Source organism: bacterium (assembly GCA_024226335.1).
Lineage (GTDB): Bacteria > Myxococcota_A > UBA9160 > SZUA-336 > SZUA-336 > JAAELY01.
This window is the reverse complement of sequence record JAAELY010000266.1, coordinates 1-14,456: the sequence shown is the minus strand read 5'-3', so window position 1 is coordinate 14,456 and position 14,456 is coordinate 1. Positions and strand designations below refer to the sequence as shown.

General features: G+C 62.9%; 14 protein-coding genes. 6 read left to right on the top strand and 8 right to left on the bottom strand.

Annotated features, from left to right (window positions below; translation table 11 throughout):
- Positions 1-129: 129 nt before the first annotated feature.
- Positions 130-1,128: an AraC family transcriptional regulator gene (locus GY725_13705; protein ID MCP4005241.1), complete on the bottom strand. Its 999-nt coding sequence runs from the start codon at positions 1,126-1,128 to the stop codon at positions 130-132.
- 144 nt (positions 1,129-1,272) lie between these two features.
- Between GY725_13705 and GY725_13700 the strand changes: the two genes are divergently transcribed.
- On the top strand, positions 1,273-2,433 hold the full coding sequence (locus tag GY725_13700) for an aromatic ring-hydroxylating dioxygenase subunit alpha (GenBank protein MCP4005240.1): 1,161 nt from the start codon (positions 1,273-1,275) through the stop codon (positions 2,431-2,433).
- Between the two features lie 29 nt (positions 2,434-2,462).
- Complete coding sequence (locus GY725_13695; protein ID MCP4005239.1) at positions 2,463-3,326, top strand: SDR family oxidoreductase; 864 nt, start codon at positions 2,463-2,465, stop codon at positions 3,324-3,326.
- Positions 3,327-3,341: 15 nt separating this feature from the next.
- Here the strand turns inward: GY725_13695 and GY725_13690 are convergent, their stop codons facing one another.
- Genes GY725_13690 through GY725_13675 form a run of 4 tightly spaced genes read right to left on the bottom strand, consistent with a single transcriptional unit; the run spans position 3,342 to position 6,608 of the window.
- A complete protein-coding gene (locus GY725_13690) occupies positions 3,342-3,926 on the bottom strand; it encodes a cytochrome c (GenBank protein MCP4005238.1) in 585 nt (194 codons plus the stop codon).
- Entirely contained in the window at positions 3,913-5,199 is a 1,287-nt protein-coding gene (soxC, locus tag GY725_13685) for a sulfite dehydrogenase (protein ID MCP4005237.1), read from the bottom strand. The genes GY725_13690 and soxC overlap by 14 nt, the downstream gene beginning before the upstream one ends.
- Positions 5,196-6,233: a TauD/TfdA family dioxygenase gene (locus tag GY725_13680; protein ID MCP4005236.1), complete on the bottom strand. Its 1,038-nt coding sequence runs from the start codon at positions 6,231-6,233 to the stop codon at positions 5,196-5,198. The genes soxC and GY725_13680 overlap by 4 nt, the downstream gene beginning before the upstream one ends.
- A gap of 33 nt (positions 6,234-6,266) precedes the next feature.
- On the bottom strand, positions 6,267-6,608 hold the full coding sequence (locus GY725_13675) for a helix-turn-helix transcriptional regulator (GenBank protein MCP4005235.1): 342 nt from the start codon (positions 6,606-6,608) through the stop codon (positions 6,267-6,269).
- A 124-nt stretch (positions 6,609-6,732) separates the two neighbouring features.
- On the opposite strand from GY725_13675, the gene arsB reads away from it, so the two are divergent.
- From arsB to GY725_13655, 4 genes are all read left to right on the top strand, one after another.
- Positions 6,733-7,803, top strand: coding sequence for an ACR3 family arsenite efflux transporter (gene arsB / locus GY725_13670; GenBank protein MCP4005234.1), 1,071 nt, complete (start codon positions 6,733-6,735; stop codon positions 7,801-7,803).
- 121 nt (positions 7,804-7,924) lie between these two features.
- Complete coding sequence (locus GY725_13665) at positions 7,925-8,851, top strand: MBL fold metallo-hydrolase (GenBank protein MCP4005233.1); 927 nt, start codon at positions 7,925-7,927, stop codon at positions 8,849-8,851.
- Between the two features lie 28 nt (positions 8,852-8,879).
- Positions 8,880-10,268 (top strand): amidohydrolase family protein, encoded by a 1,389-nt coding sequence (locus tag GY725_13660; protein ID MCP4005232.1) that lies wholly within the window; start codon positions 8,880-8,882, stop codon positions 10,266-10,268.
- Between the two features lie 19 nt (positions 10,269-10,287).
- Positions 10,288-10,656: a nuclear transport factor 2 family protein gene (locus tag GY725_13655; GenBank protein MCP4005231.1), complete on the top strand. Its 369-nt coding sequence runs from the start codon at positions 10,288-10,290 to the stop codon at positions 10,654-10,656.
- A gap of 78 nt (positions 10,657-10,734) precedes the next feature.
- Here GY725_13655 and GY725_13650 read toward each other — a convergent pair whose 3' ends face one another.
- From GY725_13650 to GY725_13640, 3 genes are all read right to left on the bottom strand, one after another.
- Positions 10,735-12,114 carry a hypothetical protein gene (locus GY725_13650; protein ID MCP4005230.1) on the bottom strand — a complete coding sequence of 460 codons (1,380 nt, stop codon included), beginning with the start codon at positions 12,112-12,114 and terminating at the stop codon, positions 10,735-10,737.
- Positions 12,115-12,428: 314 nt separating this feature from the next.
- Positions 12,429-13,139 (bottom strand): hypothetical protein, encoded by a 711-nt coding sequence (locus GY725_13645; protein MCP4005229.1) that lies wholly within the window; start codon positions 13,137-13,139, stop codon positions 12,429-12,431.
- 49 nt (positions 13,140-13,188) lie between these two features.
- The gene (locus GY725_13640; GenBank protein MCP4005228.1) at positions 13,189-14,283 is read right to left on the bottom strand and encodes an NADH:flavin oxidoreductase; all 1,095 of its coding nucleotides are present in this window, start codon (positions 14,281-14,283) and stop codon (positions 13,189-13,191) included.
- Between the last annotated feature and the right edge of the window lie 173 nt (positions 14,284-14,456).

The following is a 14,456-nucleotide window of genomic DNA, read 5'->3' as shown; positions in this document are numbered from 1 at the left end:
GACCGGAATAGTACCAATCACGTGCGACACATTTCTGAGGGCCAGATCGGCCGATTCGCGAGTGGCAGCATACCGACTTCACACTCGGCGGGTCGTCCACGCCTACGCAGAAGCGCCGCGAGACATGAATCAGGACGCGTGCCCTGCCCTGAGTTTGTCGCGGTAGCGACCGGGAGAGTCGCCTACCCACGTGCGGAAGGCGCGATTGAAATTGGCCGCGTCCTCGTAGCCGAGCAGGCCGGCGATCTCTTCGAGCGGGAGATCGGATGACTCCAGGTAGTCGAGCGCCAGACTCTTGCGAACATCCCCTACGACACCGCGAAAGCTCGTACCCTCTTCGCGCAATCTGCGGCGTAGGGTCCTCGGGCTCATGGTCATCCGCGCGGCCACGGTTTCGAGCCTGAAGCCGTCCCGCGCAGCCACGAGGTGACTGCGCACGCTTTCGACGATACGTCCTCCGGATCCCAGACGCTCCAGGATCGCCTGGCAGCGTTCCTCGCAGATTCGCAGCATCTCCGCGTTGGGCATTTCGGACGGAATCTCGAGATCTTCACTGGGGAAGCGAAACTCGACTTCGTCGCACGCGAAGCGAATCGCACAGTCGTAGAGCTTCTCGTACTGCGCGCGATGCGCGGGGGCCGGATAGTCGAGCAGGATTTCCGTCGGATGAAGTCCCTGTTTCCAAAGGGGCAGCGGATTGGCGAGCATTCCCAGCAGTTCTTCGACCGCAACCACGTGGACCGGACCGAGCGGCAGGATGTCGCGGGCCGTCAGTATTGCGATCCCGTCCCGCTCGGAGAGACCGAGGTCGAGCAGGAAACCGCGGATCGGCGTGTAGCGCAGCATGAGCCGAAACTCTTCGCGCACAGTCCGCGCACACAGAGCGGCGTGCCCGAGCACCCCGTGGTGGCCCGGCGTGAAGCGAGCCGCGAGTCGAAAACCTAGACCCGGCTCCGGGGACAGGGCGAGTGCGTTCTCGTAGAGGCGGACCTGTTGGGGATGGCTGATGAACTCGTCCGGATCGCGAAGCTGACTTCGCGAGATTCCCGTCCGCCTCAAGACATCTGCTTCGGAAAACCCCTCTTCCTCGAGCAGGGTGACGAGTTCGGCCGCGTAGACGATAGGCACGATCAACGGATCCACGGGATCACGATATCAGAACTGGCCGAAAATGACCATTAACTGTCCGGTTCTCCCATGGTCGCGCGCTCCCGTTCCGTTCATCCTGAAGCTGAAGCCCAGACTCCTACCTCGAACAGCAAGGGAGAAGCCATGAGTGAGATCCTGACGGCCGCCGAAATCGCCGCAGTCCGCGAACAGCCCGAGCGCGCTTCGCTGCTACCGGCTCGTTGCTACACGGATCCCGATTTCTACGAACTCGAGAAGGAGCGCATGTTCCGGCGCAGCTGGCTGGCGGTGGGACGCGCCGAGCAGATCGCGAACCCCGGGGACTACTTCAACATCGACCTTTTCGGCGAACCGCTGATCCTGGTCCACGACCAGGGTGGAACGATCCGGGCACTGTCCAATATCTGCCCGCATCGCTGGATGCTGCTGGTCGGGCACGACGAAGAGTCGACGTTTCCCTTCAAGAGCCAGTCGTGCGGCAACCGCAATTCGTTCCAGTGCCCGTTCCACCTGTGGTCGTTCGACCTGGAAGGCAAGATGCTAGGCGCACCGGGCATGGAGCAGGCGCAGGACTTCGACAAGAAGCGCTGGAGCCTGCCTCAGTTCCCCGCCGAACTCTGGGGCGGCTTCATCTTCGTGAACCTGGACACCAACGCGGCCCCCCTCGCCCCACAACTGGCCCCCCTGGTCCCCGAGGTCGAGGGATATGAACTCGAGCGGCTGCGCATGCTGGAACCGATCGACTACGACTGTGACTGGAACTGGAAGATGAGCGTGGAAGCCGGTTCCGAGTCGTACCACCACATCGGATTGCACCAGGACATCATCGAAGATCTCATGCCGGGTGCGATGTCAGAGATCGAGCCCCCTCGCGGCCCCTACTCCCTGTACTGGAATCCGACCAAGGACCGCAGTCCAATCCCCGGCGATTATCCGCCGCCCGCGGGACTTTCCGAACGCGAACTCTACTCGCTGAAGCTCGTGACGATCTTCCCGTACACGATGTTCTTCATGGTGCCTGGATACACGGCCTACCTGCAGTTGATTCCGGATTCCCACGATCACCATCGATTGCGCTACATCCCGCTGGTTCACCCCAACATCGATCAGCATCCCGATCCGGAGAAGGTCGGCGAGGATATCCGAGCACTGCTCGACGCAGTCCACCAGCAAGACATGGCCGGAGGCCGCTACTGCTGGGCCGGTGCGCAATCGCGCCTGGCAAAACCCGGACGCGTCTCGCACCTGGAGACTCAACTCTGGCAGATGCACAACTGGCTTCTCGATCAGATCGAAAAACCCTAGTTCTTTCAGCTATCTGAGGAGGAGACCTGATGTCCGTCGTAATGATCACGGGTTGCAGCCGGGCCAGCGGTTTCGGTCAGCGAACCGGTCTGGCCTTCGCGAAGGCGGGTTGCGAAGTCTACGTGACGATGCGCCGATCCGAACGCGGCGAGTCGCTGGAAAAGCAATGCGCCGCACAGGGCCTGAAGCTTTTCGCAATCGAACAGGACGTGACCGACCCGGAGTCCAATCGCCGGGCCGTCGCCGAAGTGCTCGAGCGATCGGGGCGCGTGGACGTGCTGGTCAACAACGCGGCGATCGGTGGGTTCGGGGCACTCGAGACGGTGTCAGACGAAAAGTACCGGGCCGTCTTCGAGACCAACTTCTTCGGATCGGTCGATGCCACGCGCGCGGTCCTGCCCGCGATGCGTGCGCAGGGGACCGGGCGCATCCTCTTCGTGACCTCGCTGGCCGGTTGCATCGGTCTGCCCGGGGAGACGGCCTACTCGGCCAGCAAGTTCGCTCTCGAAGGCATGGCCGAGGGCCTTTCGTACGAGGTCAAGCGCTTCGGAATCGATATCAGCATCATCGCCCCGGCCTTCTTCGACACCGGCATGAGCGCGAACACGGAAATGGAAGGGCAGTATCAGAAGGGCACCCCGTACGATGCCTTCAACGAACAGATCGCGGCATCGACGACCGAAGGTGAGAATTCCGGCGAGGATCCGGAACTCGTGGCCAACACCATCCTGGAAGCCGCGACCACGGCGCAGCCCCGGCTCCGCTGGTGGCCCGGTGAACTGGGCCCGGGATTCGCTGCGGCTCGCCGCCAGATGAGCGATGACGAATGGCAGGCAATGCTCACCGGCGAGATGAAACTCGGCTGGTGGGTCGAGGGGCGTGAAGCGGAATAGAGCCGGGACAGCGCTCTACGGGCCCCGCCAGAGATCGACGCTGCGTGCGAGTCCGGGCATCTGGACTCGGGGAAGAGTCTGCTTGTCGACGACGGTCTGCTCCTCGACCAGACCGTTGAGGTACAGGATGTACGCGGTCAGGGCGTAGACCTCGTCGTGACTGAGGCTCTTGGGTGCGTTGTGGGGCATCGCCCTGCGCACGTAGTCAAAGATCGACGTCGCGTAGGGCCACTGGGCACCTACCGACAGCACCAGGAGCGGATGCTTCTGGATTCGCAGAACTCGCAGAGGATCGCGGAGACTCAGAAAACCGTCGGAGCCCGCCAGTCGCGAAGCCGGACCCTCGGTACCCGTTTCGCCGTGGCACAGGCGGCAACGACCCCGATACAACACCGCCCCCTCGCGTGCCCGACCGCTGCCCGGCGGCAGATTGCGTCCGTCCGGAAAGATGGTGATGGCACGTGCGCGAAGCTGTGCTTCGCTCACGGGGGTGCCGAGATTCACTTCGAGTTTCCGCGATTCCTCGGCGAAACCCGGAAAGACGGGCGTCGACAAGAACAACGCCAGGAGAGCGAAGCAAGCGCCTTTACGCGTAGACATTCTCGACCCGTCCTTCCTCTCCGATCCGCCAGGCTTGGACCGCGTTGTAGTGGTTGAAGGAGTGATTGGCGTACCGCGACTTCCAATCGTCCCGGGTGGGCTGGCGCACGCCCCGTTCGTCGCTGGCCCGGCTCAACAAGACCGTTGGCTTGCCGTCCCAGCGCCAGGGGATCGAGAAGCGCGTCAACGCTTTGTCGAGTACCGGCCCCTGCAATGTGGCCTTCGCCCAGGTTCGCCCTTCATCTGCCGAGACTTCCACCTGGCTCACCTTTGCGTGCCCCGACCACGCGAGTCCCGAGATCTCGTAGAAACCCGGCCCGGGCAACACCTGTTTGCCGGACGGATGGGTGATGACGGATTTCACGTCCATGTGGAAGGAGAAACGCGCAATCTCTCCACTCGCGAGAAACTCGGTATACAACCCCGACTCGTCCTTGGTGTGGGCGGGGGCGTCCGCGAGTTCGAGCCGGTGCAACCACTTCACATTGGTATTGCCTTCCCAGCCGGGCAGCAGCAGACGCAGCGGATACCCCTGCGCGCCCCGGATGCGTTCGCCGTTCTGGTAGAAGGCGAGCATCCCATCGTCCAGGAGCTTGGACACGGGAATGCTCCGGGCGTGCGAACCGCCGTCGGCTCCTTCCGCAATCGCCCACTTTGCCGAGGGTTTGAGGCCGGCTTCCTCGAGCAGAAGTCGAAGCGGAACCCCGACCCACTCGGAACCGGAAACCTGACCGAAGAGATCCTGGCAGGAGTCGTCGCGCTCGAAAACGGAAAGAGCGTTGGCCGCCGTATTGCCCGAGCATTCCAGAAACAGAATGCGCGACACCATCGGGTAGCGGGCCAGCGCGTCCATCGAGAACTTCAGGGGTCGTTCCACCAGACCGTGAATCACGAGTTCGTGGCGCGCGGGATCGATGTCCGGGATGCCGTTGTGGTGAACGCCGAAATGCAGACCATTGGGCGTGATCGCTCCGCGCTGGCTCTGGATGGGTGTGTGCCAGAGGGTAAAGCCCGTGGTCTCGGGCACGACTTCACGCGGCTTTTTCTGGACGTGACTCTCGTGACGGACGGGCTGGCCATAGGCAACGTCCTCGCCGCCCGGTGTCTTCATCCACTCCGGAAACCCCGCTCCGATGCGGGCGTCGCCGGGGTTTTCCGACGCTCGGATGAGGTCGGAGGAGCTCGCCGCCAGGAAAGAGGCACCGGCGAGCAGAAAAGACCTGCGACCGACCAGCCCTCCCCCGGCGACGTACTCGAGCGCGGATCGCTTCATGCGCCATCATCTCTGGAGATGTCTTCGACGTCGGATGCGACGCCGTCTCTGACGGGGATGCCCTGCTGCACGAAGGCGTCGCTGTCGGCCCAGTGACCGTGCGCGGTGAGCCACATGCGGATCAGATGGCGCTTGAGTTCCGGCTCCTCATAGTCCTCGTAGGCGGTGCGCATGTGCAGGGCGGCGCTGTTCTTCAGATAGGCGATCTCGCCGGGAACGAGCCGGAACTCCAGATGGAACTCCGGGTCGAGTGCGATCTCGTCGATCAGATCGAGCAACTGAATCTGTTCAGCCGAGAGCCGCGGCACCTGGGCGTGGCGTTGTGCATTGCGGATATACCAGCCGATGTAGAAGAAGCGCAGGAGCCCGTCGTGGTAGGAGCAGATCGGCAGATTGAAGAACGGGTCCTCGCCCGGGCCCTGCTCCTCGTTGCGGTCCCAGGAGAAGTTCTCGTAGAGCAAGGGGATCAGATCGGATCGGCGTTGCAAGATCTCGTTGTAGATCGCCCCGCAACTCGCCAGGCGGTTCTTGCCGCCCCATGGCGCCTGCTTGAGGCAGAGTAGCGCGACGATGTCGGAACCATCGCTGTGGAAGCCCAGTTCGATGTTCGTCTTGTAGAGCCGCTTGGATCGATCCCCGGGATTGGCCCCCACGTCTCGGATGTGGCTCAGCAGGTCGCCCGCTGCGTTCTGGGACACCCCCGTGCCCATATAGGTCCCGATTCCCCAGTGGACCTTTTCCAGGTCTTCCTCGCTGTAACGGTCCACCGGCAGGCCCTTTACATTGATGAAGCCGGCTCCGCGGTGCAGCACCTTCATCCAGCGTTCGATCTGGGGAAGCAGGGCCTTTAGCGGGAAGTCGTCTCGGGTCAGTTCGGTCGCCGGCTTGCCCGTCGCCTTCGCATGGGAGAGCGCGGCGTCGATATCATCGAGTTCAGCCCGGTCGAGCGTGTGAAGCCAGTCGCTCCGTTCGACAATGTCGGCGCTCTTCCAGACAGTGGCGTCCTTGAGAGGCTCGTTGAGAATCGCGGTCATGGGGATCTCCTCATTGGGTTTGGAAGGATCGGACTAACACTCGACCCGGCTGCCTAGCTTGCACTCATCGCCGTTCGAGCCAGAACCGTCTGCGCGGCGACAGCAGTTTGCAGTCAGGAAATCGATCAATTCATTCACGGCAGAAATATCGGGGCTGTAGATCCTCGACCTGCCCTGTCGCTCGCAACGGATCAAGCCCGCGCTCTTGAGTTCCTTCAGGTGGAAAGAAAGCGTTGCCGAACCGATGCCGAGCTCGGCGCCGATGGCTCCGGCCGGCAGACCTTCGAGCCCGGCCTGCACGAGCACGCGAAAAGCGTCCAGGCGGGTTTCCTGGGCCAGGGCGGCGAGTGCGCTGATCGCGATTTGTTTTTCCATATTTCCAATGGTATAAAGATATCAAGATATGTCAAGAATCTTCTCGACCGAAAAAGGGAGAACTCAGATGAAGACCACGCCCTGCCGGGCTTCACACCTGGCCGCAGCGGGATCGAGCCTCTAGATGGGAATCTTCGAGCGTTACCTGACGCTCTGGGTAGCGGCGGCCATCGCGGGCGGAATCGCACTCGGCGCACTGTTTCCCGGTGCGTTCGCCCTGCTGGCCGGCCTCGAGATCGCCCGGGTCAATCTGGTCGTGGCCGTACTGATCTGGGTGATGATCTATCCGATGATGGTCAACGTCGATCTGGCATCGCTGCGCCACATCGGCGATCGCCCGAAGGGTCTGGCCGTCACGATCGTCGTGAACTGGCTGATCAAGCCGTTCACGATGGCCGGCCTGGGCCTGCTGTTTTTCGGCGTGTTCTTCCGCTCTTGGATCGATCCGGCCGACGCCCGGGAGTACATCGCCGGAATGATCCTGCTCGGCGCCGCACCCTGTACCGCGATGGTCTTCGTCTGGAGCCAACTCACGCGGGGAGACGCGACCTACACACTCGTGCAGGTTTCCGTGAACGATCTGATCATGGTCTTCGCCTTCGCTCCCCTGGTCGCTTTCCTGCTCGGCGTCGCAGAGGTGATCGTTCCGTGGTCGACGTTGCTTCTGTCCGTCGTGCTCTACGTGGTGGTGCCGCTGGTCGCGGGATACGTCACGCGCAAGATCCTGACCACGGCCGACCAGAACGGAAGCAGCGCGAACACAGAGCGCATTGACGTGTTCAGCGCGAAGCTCAAGCCCTACACGATCGCAGGCCTGCTGGCGACCGTGGTTCTGCTGTTCGCGTTCCAGGGGCCGCGCATCCTGGCACAACCGCTGCTGATCGCGTTGATCGCGGCCCCCCTGATTATTCAGAGCTACGGAATCTTCCTGATCGCGTACGGCTGGGCCTGGGCCTGGGGCCTGCCCTTCTCGATTGCCGCACCCGCTGCGCTGATCGGCACTTCTAACTTCTTCGAACTGGCCGTGGCCGTCGCCATCAGCCTCTTCGGCCTGGAAAGCGGCGCTGCATTGACCACCGTGGTGGGCGTGCTCGTCGAAGTCCCGGTCATGCTCTCACTCGTGGCACTGGCCAACCGAACCCAGAGGCACTTCGCCGGCGACCCCACCGGGGCTTCTGCGGAATCGGGGATCTAGCCCTGATCCGGCCGACGCCTGAACGCCAGCGCCTGTGATAGAAATCGCTTGTGGCGCAGTGAATGGCTCAGGTGCCGCTCAAGAGGAGGCTCGAACCGTGAAGTGGAACTACAACAAAGGCCTGCACTCGCTCGGAAACGGTGCCTATGCCTGGCTGGCGCCCGACGGTTCCTGGGGCTGGAGCAACGCCGGATTGATCGTGGATGGCGAAGAGTCCCTGCTCGTCGACACGCTCTACGACCTGGTGCTGACCGGCGAAATGCTCGACGCCATGCGCGCTGCCGAGCCCCGCGCGGCGGGCGCGATCGGCACCCTGGTCAATACCCACGCGAACGGAGACCACTGTCACGGCAACCAGCTCGTGAAGGGCGCGGAGATCATCGCCTCCAGCGCTTCCGCAGAAGAGATGAGCGAGTTGCCGCCGGAGGCCATGGCCGGATTGATGAGGTCGGTCAAAGACGATCCGAGTCCGATGGGCCGCTTCTTCCGCCAGTGCTTCGGCGCTTTCGATTTCGAGGGAATCCAGCACACGCCACCGACTCGCACTTTCGAAGGCGAGCTGAGCGTACGTGTGGGCGACAAGGACGTGGAATTGATCCAGGTGGGCCCCGCTCATACGCGTGGCGACGTATTGGTCCATGTGCCCGACGATCGCACCGTGTTCACCGGAGACATTCTTTTCATCGATGGCACTCCCATCATCTGGGCCGGTCCGGTGCAGCGCTGGATCGATGCCTGTTTGAAGATCGAGAGCATGGACGTGGAGACGGTCGTTCCCGGCCACGGGCCGATCACCGACCGAAGCGGAGCCGCCGCGGTACGAGGCTATCTGGAGTTCATCCGAGACGAGGCGCGGAAGCGTTTCGACGCCGGGCTGGATGCCATGGAAGCCTGCAAGGACATCGCACTCGGGGACTACTCGGCCTGGGGCGATGCCGAGCGCATCGCGGTAAATGTGGATCGGCTCTACGCGGAATTTTCGGGTGATTCGTCGAAGCCGGATCTGCCGGTGCTCTGGAGCCGGATGGCAGAACTCGCCGGGATCTGAAGAATAACTCTGGGAAAGGAGAGCGTACGTGGGACGCTTGTTGATCCGCGCGGGCTGCATCGTCAGCCTCGACCCCGATATCGGAGATCTTCCGCGGGGCGACGTCCTGATCGAAAACGGGAAGATCCTCGCAGTGGGGCCGAAGCTCGAAGCGGGCGACGTCGAGGTGGTCGATGCGAGCGACACGATCGTGCTGCCGGGCTTCGTCGACACCCATCGCCACGTCTGGCAGGCGGCCGCACGCAGCGTCACGGCCGACTGGTCGCTCATGGATTACTTCCGCGGCATTCGCATGCGCGTGGCCACGACCTTCCGTCCTCAGGACATGTACGCAGCCCAGTATGCGGGAGCTCTGGAAGCACTCGACGCGGGCGTCACGACCGTCGTGGACTACTGCCACAATCTGCTGACGCCGGATCACGCCTGGGAATCCATCCGAGGCCTGCGAGATGCGGGCCTGCGCGCGGTCTGGTGCTTCGGCTTCAATTCGCCTCCGGGCATGAAGTCGCACTGGGAGAGCCGCGAGGAGATGGCGAAGTTCGCGGGCGAGATCGCGGCCGAGCACTTCGCTTCCAGGGATGCGCTGCTGAGCTTCGGAATCGCGCCAGAAGAACCGGGACTCGCGCCGCCGGAGGCCTGCGAGTTTCAGTACCGGACGGCCCGCGAACTCGATGCGCGCATCACCCAACACGTTAACTGTGTGCGCGTAGGAAGGGATCCCGAAGAAGTTTCAAGACTCCTGGCCCCCCGTGACCTGCTGGGCCCCGACGTGCTTCTGGTCCACATGGGCTATACGACGGACGAGGAGTGGCGCATGGTCGCCGACTCCGGGGCCGCAGTCTCATTCACGCCCGAGACGGAACTGCAGATGGGCATGGGCATCCCGTCCACGGGCGTCGTGCGCCGCTTCGACATCATTCCGACCTATGGGGCCGACATCGTCTCGAACAACAGCGGCGATATGTTCTTCCCGTTGCGCCTGGCGCTGCAGGTCGAGCGCGGCGTCGCCAATACGCGCATCGTCGAAGCCGGAAGCATGCCGGAGGGCGTGACCGTCAGCTGTCGAGAGATCCTCGAATGGGGAACTCTGGGCGGAGCGAAAGCCGCGGGACTCGAGCGACAGATCGGTAGCCTCACACCGGGCAAGCAGGCCGACCTGGTGCTGATCCGCAGCGACGGCATCGGCTTTGCGGGATGGAACCAACGGGATCCGCTCGCGAACGTGGTGCTCCAGGCGAATGCGAGCAACGTCGACACCGTGCTCGTGGGCGGCGAGATCGTGAAGCGCAACGGTGTACTGTGTGCAGATGCTACGGCCGCGCGCGAGCTCCTCGCGGATGCGGCTCGCCACGTGGCACGCGAGACCGAGGCCCTGGGCGGCTTCCACGTCCCGGGCTCCGGCATCGAAATCCCCTGAACGAAAGGTCCGATTGCAGATGAATGAGCCAAACGAGATCGAAGCGGTACGTCGGGTGATCGAGCAGTATGTCGAAGGCAGCCAGGGAAACCTCGAAACCCTGAAGGCCGTCTTTCATTCCGACGCGCGCATGACCGGCTATCTGGGAGACACACTGATCCTCGGCACCCCGCAACCCTTCTTCGACGCGGTCGAGAACGCTGCAACGCCGGAGTCGCTGGCGGGATACAAGGCGGAGATCCGATCGATCGAAGTGGTGGGCCATGCGGCCAGCGCCACGCTGGTCGAGACCGGTTTCCTGGGCAGCGACTTCACCGACTTCTTCCACCTGATCCGGGAGAACGGCACCTGGAAGATCATCAGCAAGACCTTCCACCAGGGCGGCTAACTGACCGTTATCGGAGCGTTTCCGCTCGGTGAACGATCTTGCCTTCGAGCAGGGTCAGGAGAACTTCGGTCTCACGGATCACTTCGAGCGGGTTCCCGCTCGGGCGCCCCGGATTCTCTTCAGCATCCTGCGACCGTGCCAGATGGCCCGGTCGAGGATTCCACTTCCCGGTGTCGCACCCAAGATGCGCGGAAAGGCCAGGAAGAGACTGCGATCACCGCGTAGTCGGATGCGCCCGAGCAAGAGCGCGATCACCGCACTGGCTTCCTCGCGATGGATGGCCAGGAAAAGCGCGGCGTCGCAGCTGAGCGTCAGATCCGGGTTTGCGATCTCACCCGGATGGACCTGGCAACGCTGACCGGCAACACGCATCGCCCAGCGGCCGCCGCCCTCGCCGGTGAGATCGAACTGACAGGCAAAATCGAGCCCCTGCGCTTCGCTCGCCCTGAAGTAGTGCGGCATATTGCGCATCATCGCGTCGATGCTGGAGGTGCGGATGCGGTTCAACTGAACCAATCGCACACCTCGCTGACCGGGACGCGTCGGGTCCAGCGCCGTTCGGTAGTCGCCGGGCGCGATGCCGTGCTTCTCGCGCGCCGACGGCGTGTCGATCACAAACTGCTGGTCGGCTTGCGAGCGGGTATGAGAAAGAGGCTTCAACTGCCGATCCAGCACTGCTCGGCGCCCCGCAGTGCTGCCGCGGAAACCCTCTTGATCGTTGGCCGGACACACCGAGATGCAATTGAAGCAGCGGTACTCCACGCGAAAGGCCATCGACTGCCAGAGCGCGGCGATCTCCGCATCGCTCCAACGTCGGGCGAAGCGTTTCGGCCGAGCCTCGCCGAGGTCTCGCACCAGATCCATGAAGCCGGGAATCGAGTCGCGATAGCTGTGGTTGTAGCAGGCGAAGAACTCGAACTCTCCGTCGCTTCGGATGGCCTCGGCGGGACAGCCCGCGACACACAGGTTGCACTTGAGGCAGGGATTCCATTCGATCGGTGCGCCCAGCTCGGCACTCGGAAATTCGAGATTGGTGATGACCGTATCGATCAGGCAATAGGCACCGAACTTCCGGTGAAGGAAGTTCCGACTGAGGCCGATCACCCCGAGGCCGGCCGCCTGGGCTACGAGCCTGTGACTGAGCGGCCAGATCTTGTCGGCCCAGCGCTGAGAGACCTCTTGGGGCCAGCCGATGGTGGTGGTGAGACCGGCTCCGCCCAGCGACTCCACGTATTCGATCGTCTGACGACCCATCTCGAAGATGCGCTCTTCACAACCGTAGAGTTCGCGATTGGCCGTGGGCAGGTAGCGCGACTGCATCGCCGCGGGGTTCTCGCGACCGATCAGACAGATAAGTGATCTGGCATCCGGATAGACCCAACGCACTTCCTCGAGTTCGTGGGCGATGGCGGGATCGTCGATGGAGATGATTCCGACATCGTCGGCGAACTCGGCCACATGGGCCCTGAACTCCTCGGCGGAGACGGACGAACGGACCGCACGGGCTTGGACGCGAACCTCATCGACGGCTTCCATGTCGACAAAAGGCCAGCGCGATTCGGTCCGCGCGGGAAGCTCTGGCTTCTTCGCACGTCCAGAAGCGGGAAACGGAAACGCGTGGTCCCTGGAGGAATTGCGATGCCCCCTCGGGGTCGCGGGGCCGACGTCCTTTGCGACTTCCGTTGTGTGCGGCGGGTCATCGACCACGCAATCAGGATATTTGAGTGGTTCTCAGATATCAAACCCGCAGTCGGGCAACGCGATCGTCGGAGTCAGGAGTTCGGCCGGTAGCACGCAGTCACGGCGCACAGGATCGCAGACAGAACGACCAGACCGAGCGAACTCGACGCCGGAATGGATTGCGCAGCCGGATAGAGGCTGGCACTGAGCCTCACGAAGAACATCGCATCCTCGAACTCGGGGTTCGTTCCACCGCCAAAGTCGGACGGGCAGGCGCTCGCAACCAGGGAGATCTGATCGGGCGCAACGGCGCCGAGGCGCTCACCGTAGAAGGTCCCATCCAGCGCATCGTTAACGCAGTCGCGAAAACTGCTCTCGGTGGTCAAGACGACGTGCTCGATGACGTCGGTCCACAGAACACCGGTGCCACCGTTCTGGAACTTCGTGACCTGAACATCGAAGGCGTTGCTCGTATACGCCCCGCTCGCAGGATCGAGCGTACCCGAAACCGGATCGAGAACCTCGAAACGGAACACCGACACCGCACTGGCCCAGGTCTCGCGAATCAGCAGGTCGTCGAACGAAAGGATATCTCCGGTCGCAGTCATCGCGAGGTTCGGAATCGCGACCGCGTCATCGTAGTAGGCCAGCGAGGACCCGAGCACCGTCTGACTCGGGAACTGCAACTCGAGGCTCACTTGAAAGCCCTGCGCGGTCGCCGGCGGAAGCAGCAGCCAGGCAAACAGGGCGAGCACACAGGCGCGCACACCGCGCACGGACATCGATTCCGCGCCCAGGTTCACCTCTCCATCCTTTCGCTCAACTGCAGCAACCGAAGTATTCAACGCTGATCTAGGAAGATGGAGGCTCGACGAAACCGCGCCAGGTCGACATGTATCCGATGAAGGTTTCGCTTAGCCCCTCCGCCCGCAGGTGGTCCGCGGAGACGGGGACTCGAACGCTTTGAAAAGCGGAGTCGTCACGCACCCGCAGGGGGAAGTCGTGATGCAAGATGGCCGCGCGCCCCGGCAGCACGAAATCGACACCCGCTTCGAGGCAGTTTCGGGCGTTCGCGGCACTGTAGATCTTGCCCGCGGCACCGAGTCGCACATCGCCGCGCTCGAGCTCGGTGAAGTACGAAAGCAGGCTCCGGCCCTGATGAGCTTCTTCAGCCGGTTCCTTGAAGACATCCCAGAGTGACATGTCCAGGAAATCGATCTCGGCCTCGCGCATCAGCCGCTGGGCGACGTCCCGCGCCTCCATGAGTTCAATACCGAAACGCTCCGCGGAGAGGCGCACGCCGACGATGAAGTCCGACGAACAGCGCTCTCGAATTCCCGCGACGATGTCGAACAGAAGTCGCGAACGATTCTCCAGGGATCCCCCGTAGCGATCGTCGCGCCGGTTGATTTCAGCGCTCAGGAATTGACCGACGAGATAGCCGTGGGCGCCGTGGATCTCCACCCCGTCCCAGCCGGCTTGTTGGGCCCGCAATGCTGCGGCGATGAAGTCTTCGCTGAGCGCTTCTACCTCGGCCAGCGTAAGCGCCCGCGCTCCCGTCTCTTCTTCGGCCGACGGGCAGACCGGAGTCTCGCCGGTCTGATCTTTCAAAGAGCGCATTCCGCCATGGTGAAGCTGGATGATCCCGAGGCTCTCGTGCGAGCGAATCCCGTCGGCGAGCTGTGTGAGACCCTCGACGTGCTCGTCGCCAAATATTCCCAGTTGATTGGGAAAGCCCTGCCCGATCGTCTGCACGTGAGCGGCGCAGGTCATGGTGGCGCCGAATCCACCTCGGGCGCGCATGGTCAACCATTTCAGATCCGCCTCGCTGAAACGGCCGTCCTCATGACTCTGCTGGTTCGTAATTGGCGCGAGCATGAAGCGATTCTTCATGGCCGGCCCGTGAGAAAAGCTCAGGGGCTCGAAAAGCGAAGGGGGACTCGTCATGAGCCAATTCATACCCCGCTTCCCCGCCCGGTGCTAGGGAACCTCTGCACAGGGAGGCTGCGGCTGCGAAGCGCGATGCATCCGCCTGCGCTGCGTCGCGCGACCCTCTGCAGATCTACGGATCTGCGATCGGATCACGCTTCTTGCTCAGGCGGCGACTCCCGCTTCTCGCT

Coding starts and splice junctions, on each gene's coding strand:
- GY725_13640 (MCP4005228.1), bottom strand. CDS start 14,283: ATGACGAGTCCCCCTTCGCTTTTCGAGCCCCTGAGCTTTTCTCACGGG.
- arsB (MCP4005234.1), top strand. CDS start 6,733: ATGGGAATCTTCGAGCGTTACCTGACGCTCTGGGTAGCGGCGGCCATC.
- soxC (MCP4005237.1), bottom strand. CDS start 5,199: ATGAAGCGATCCGCGCTCGAGTACGTCGCCGGGGGAGGGCTGGTCGGT.
- GY725_13675 (MCP4005235.1), bottom strand. CDS start 6,608: ATGGAAAAACAAATCGCGATCAGCGCACTCGCCGCCCTGGCCCAGGAA.
- GY725_13680 (MCP4005236.1), bottom strand. CDS start 6,233: ATGACCGCGATTCTCAACGAGCCTCTCAAGGACGCCACTGTCTGGAAG.
- GY725_13655 (MCP4005231.1), top strand. CDS start 10,288: ATGAATGAGCCAAACGAGATCGAAGCGGTACGTCGGGTGATCGAGCAG.
- GY725_13690 (MCP4005238.1), bottom strand. CDS start 3,926: ATGTCTACGCGTAAAGGCGCTTGCTTCGCTCTCCTGGCGTTGTTCTTG.
- GY725_13695 (MCP4005239.1), top strand. CDS start 2,463: ATGTCCGTCGTAATGATCACGGGTTGCAGCCGGGCCAGCGGTTTCGGT.
- GY725_13700 (MCP4005240.1), top strand. CDS start 1,273: ATGAGTGAGATCCTGACGGCCGCCGAAATCGCCGCAGTCCGCGAACAG.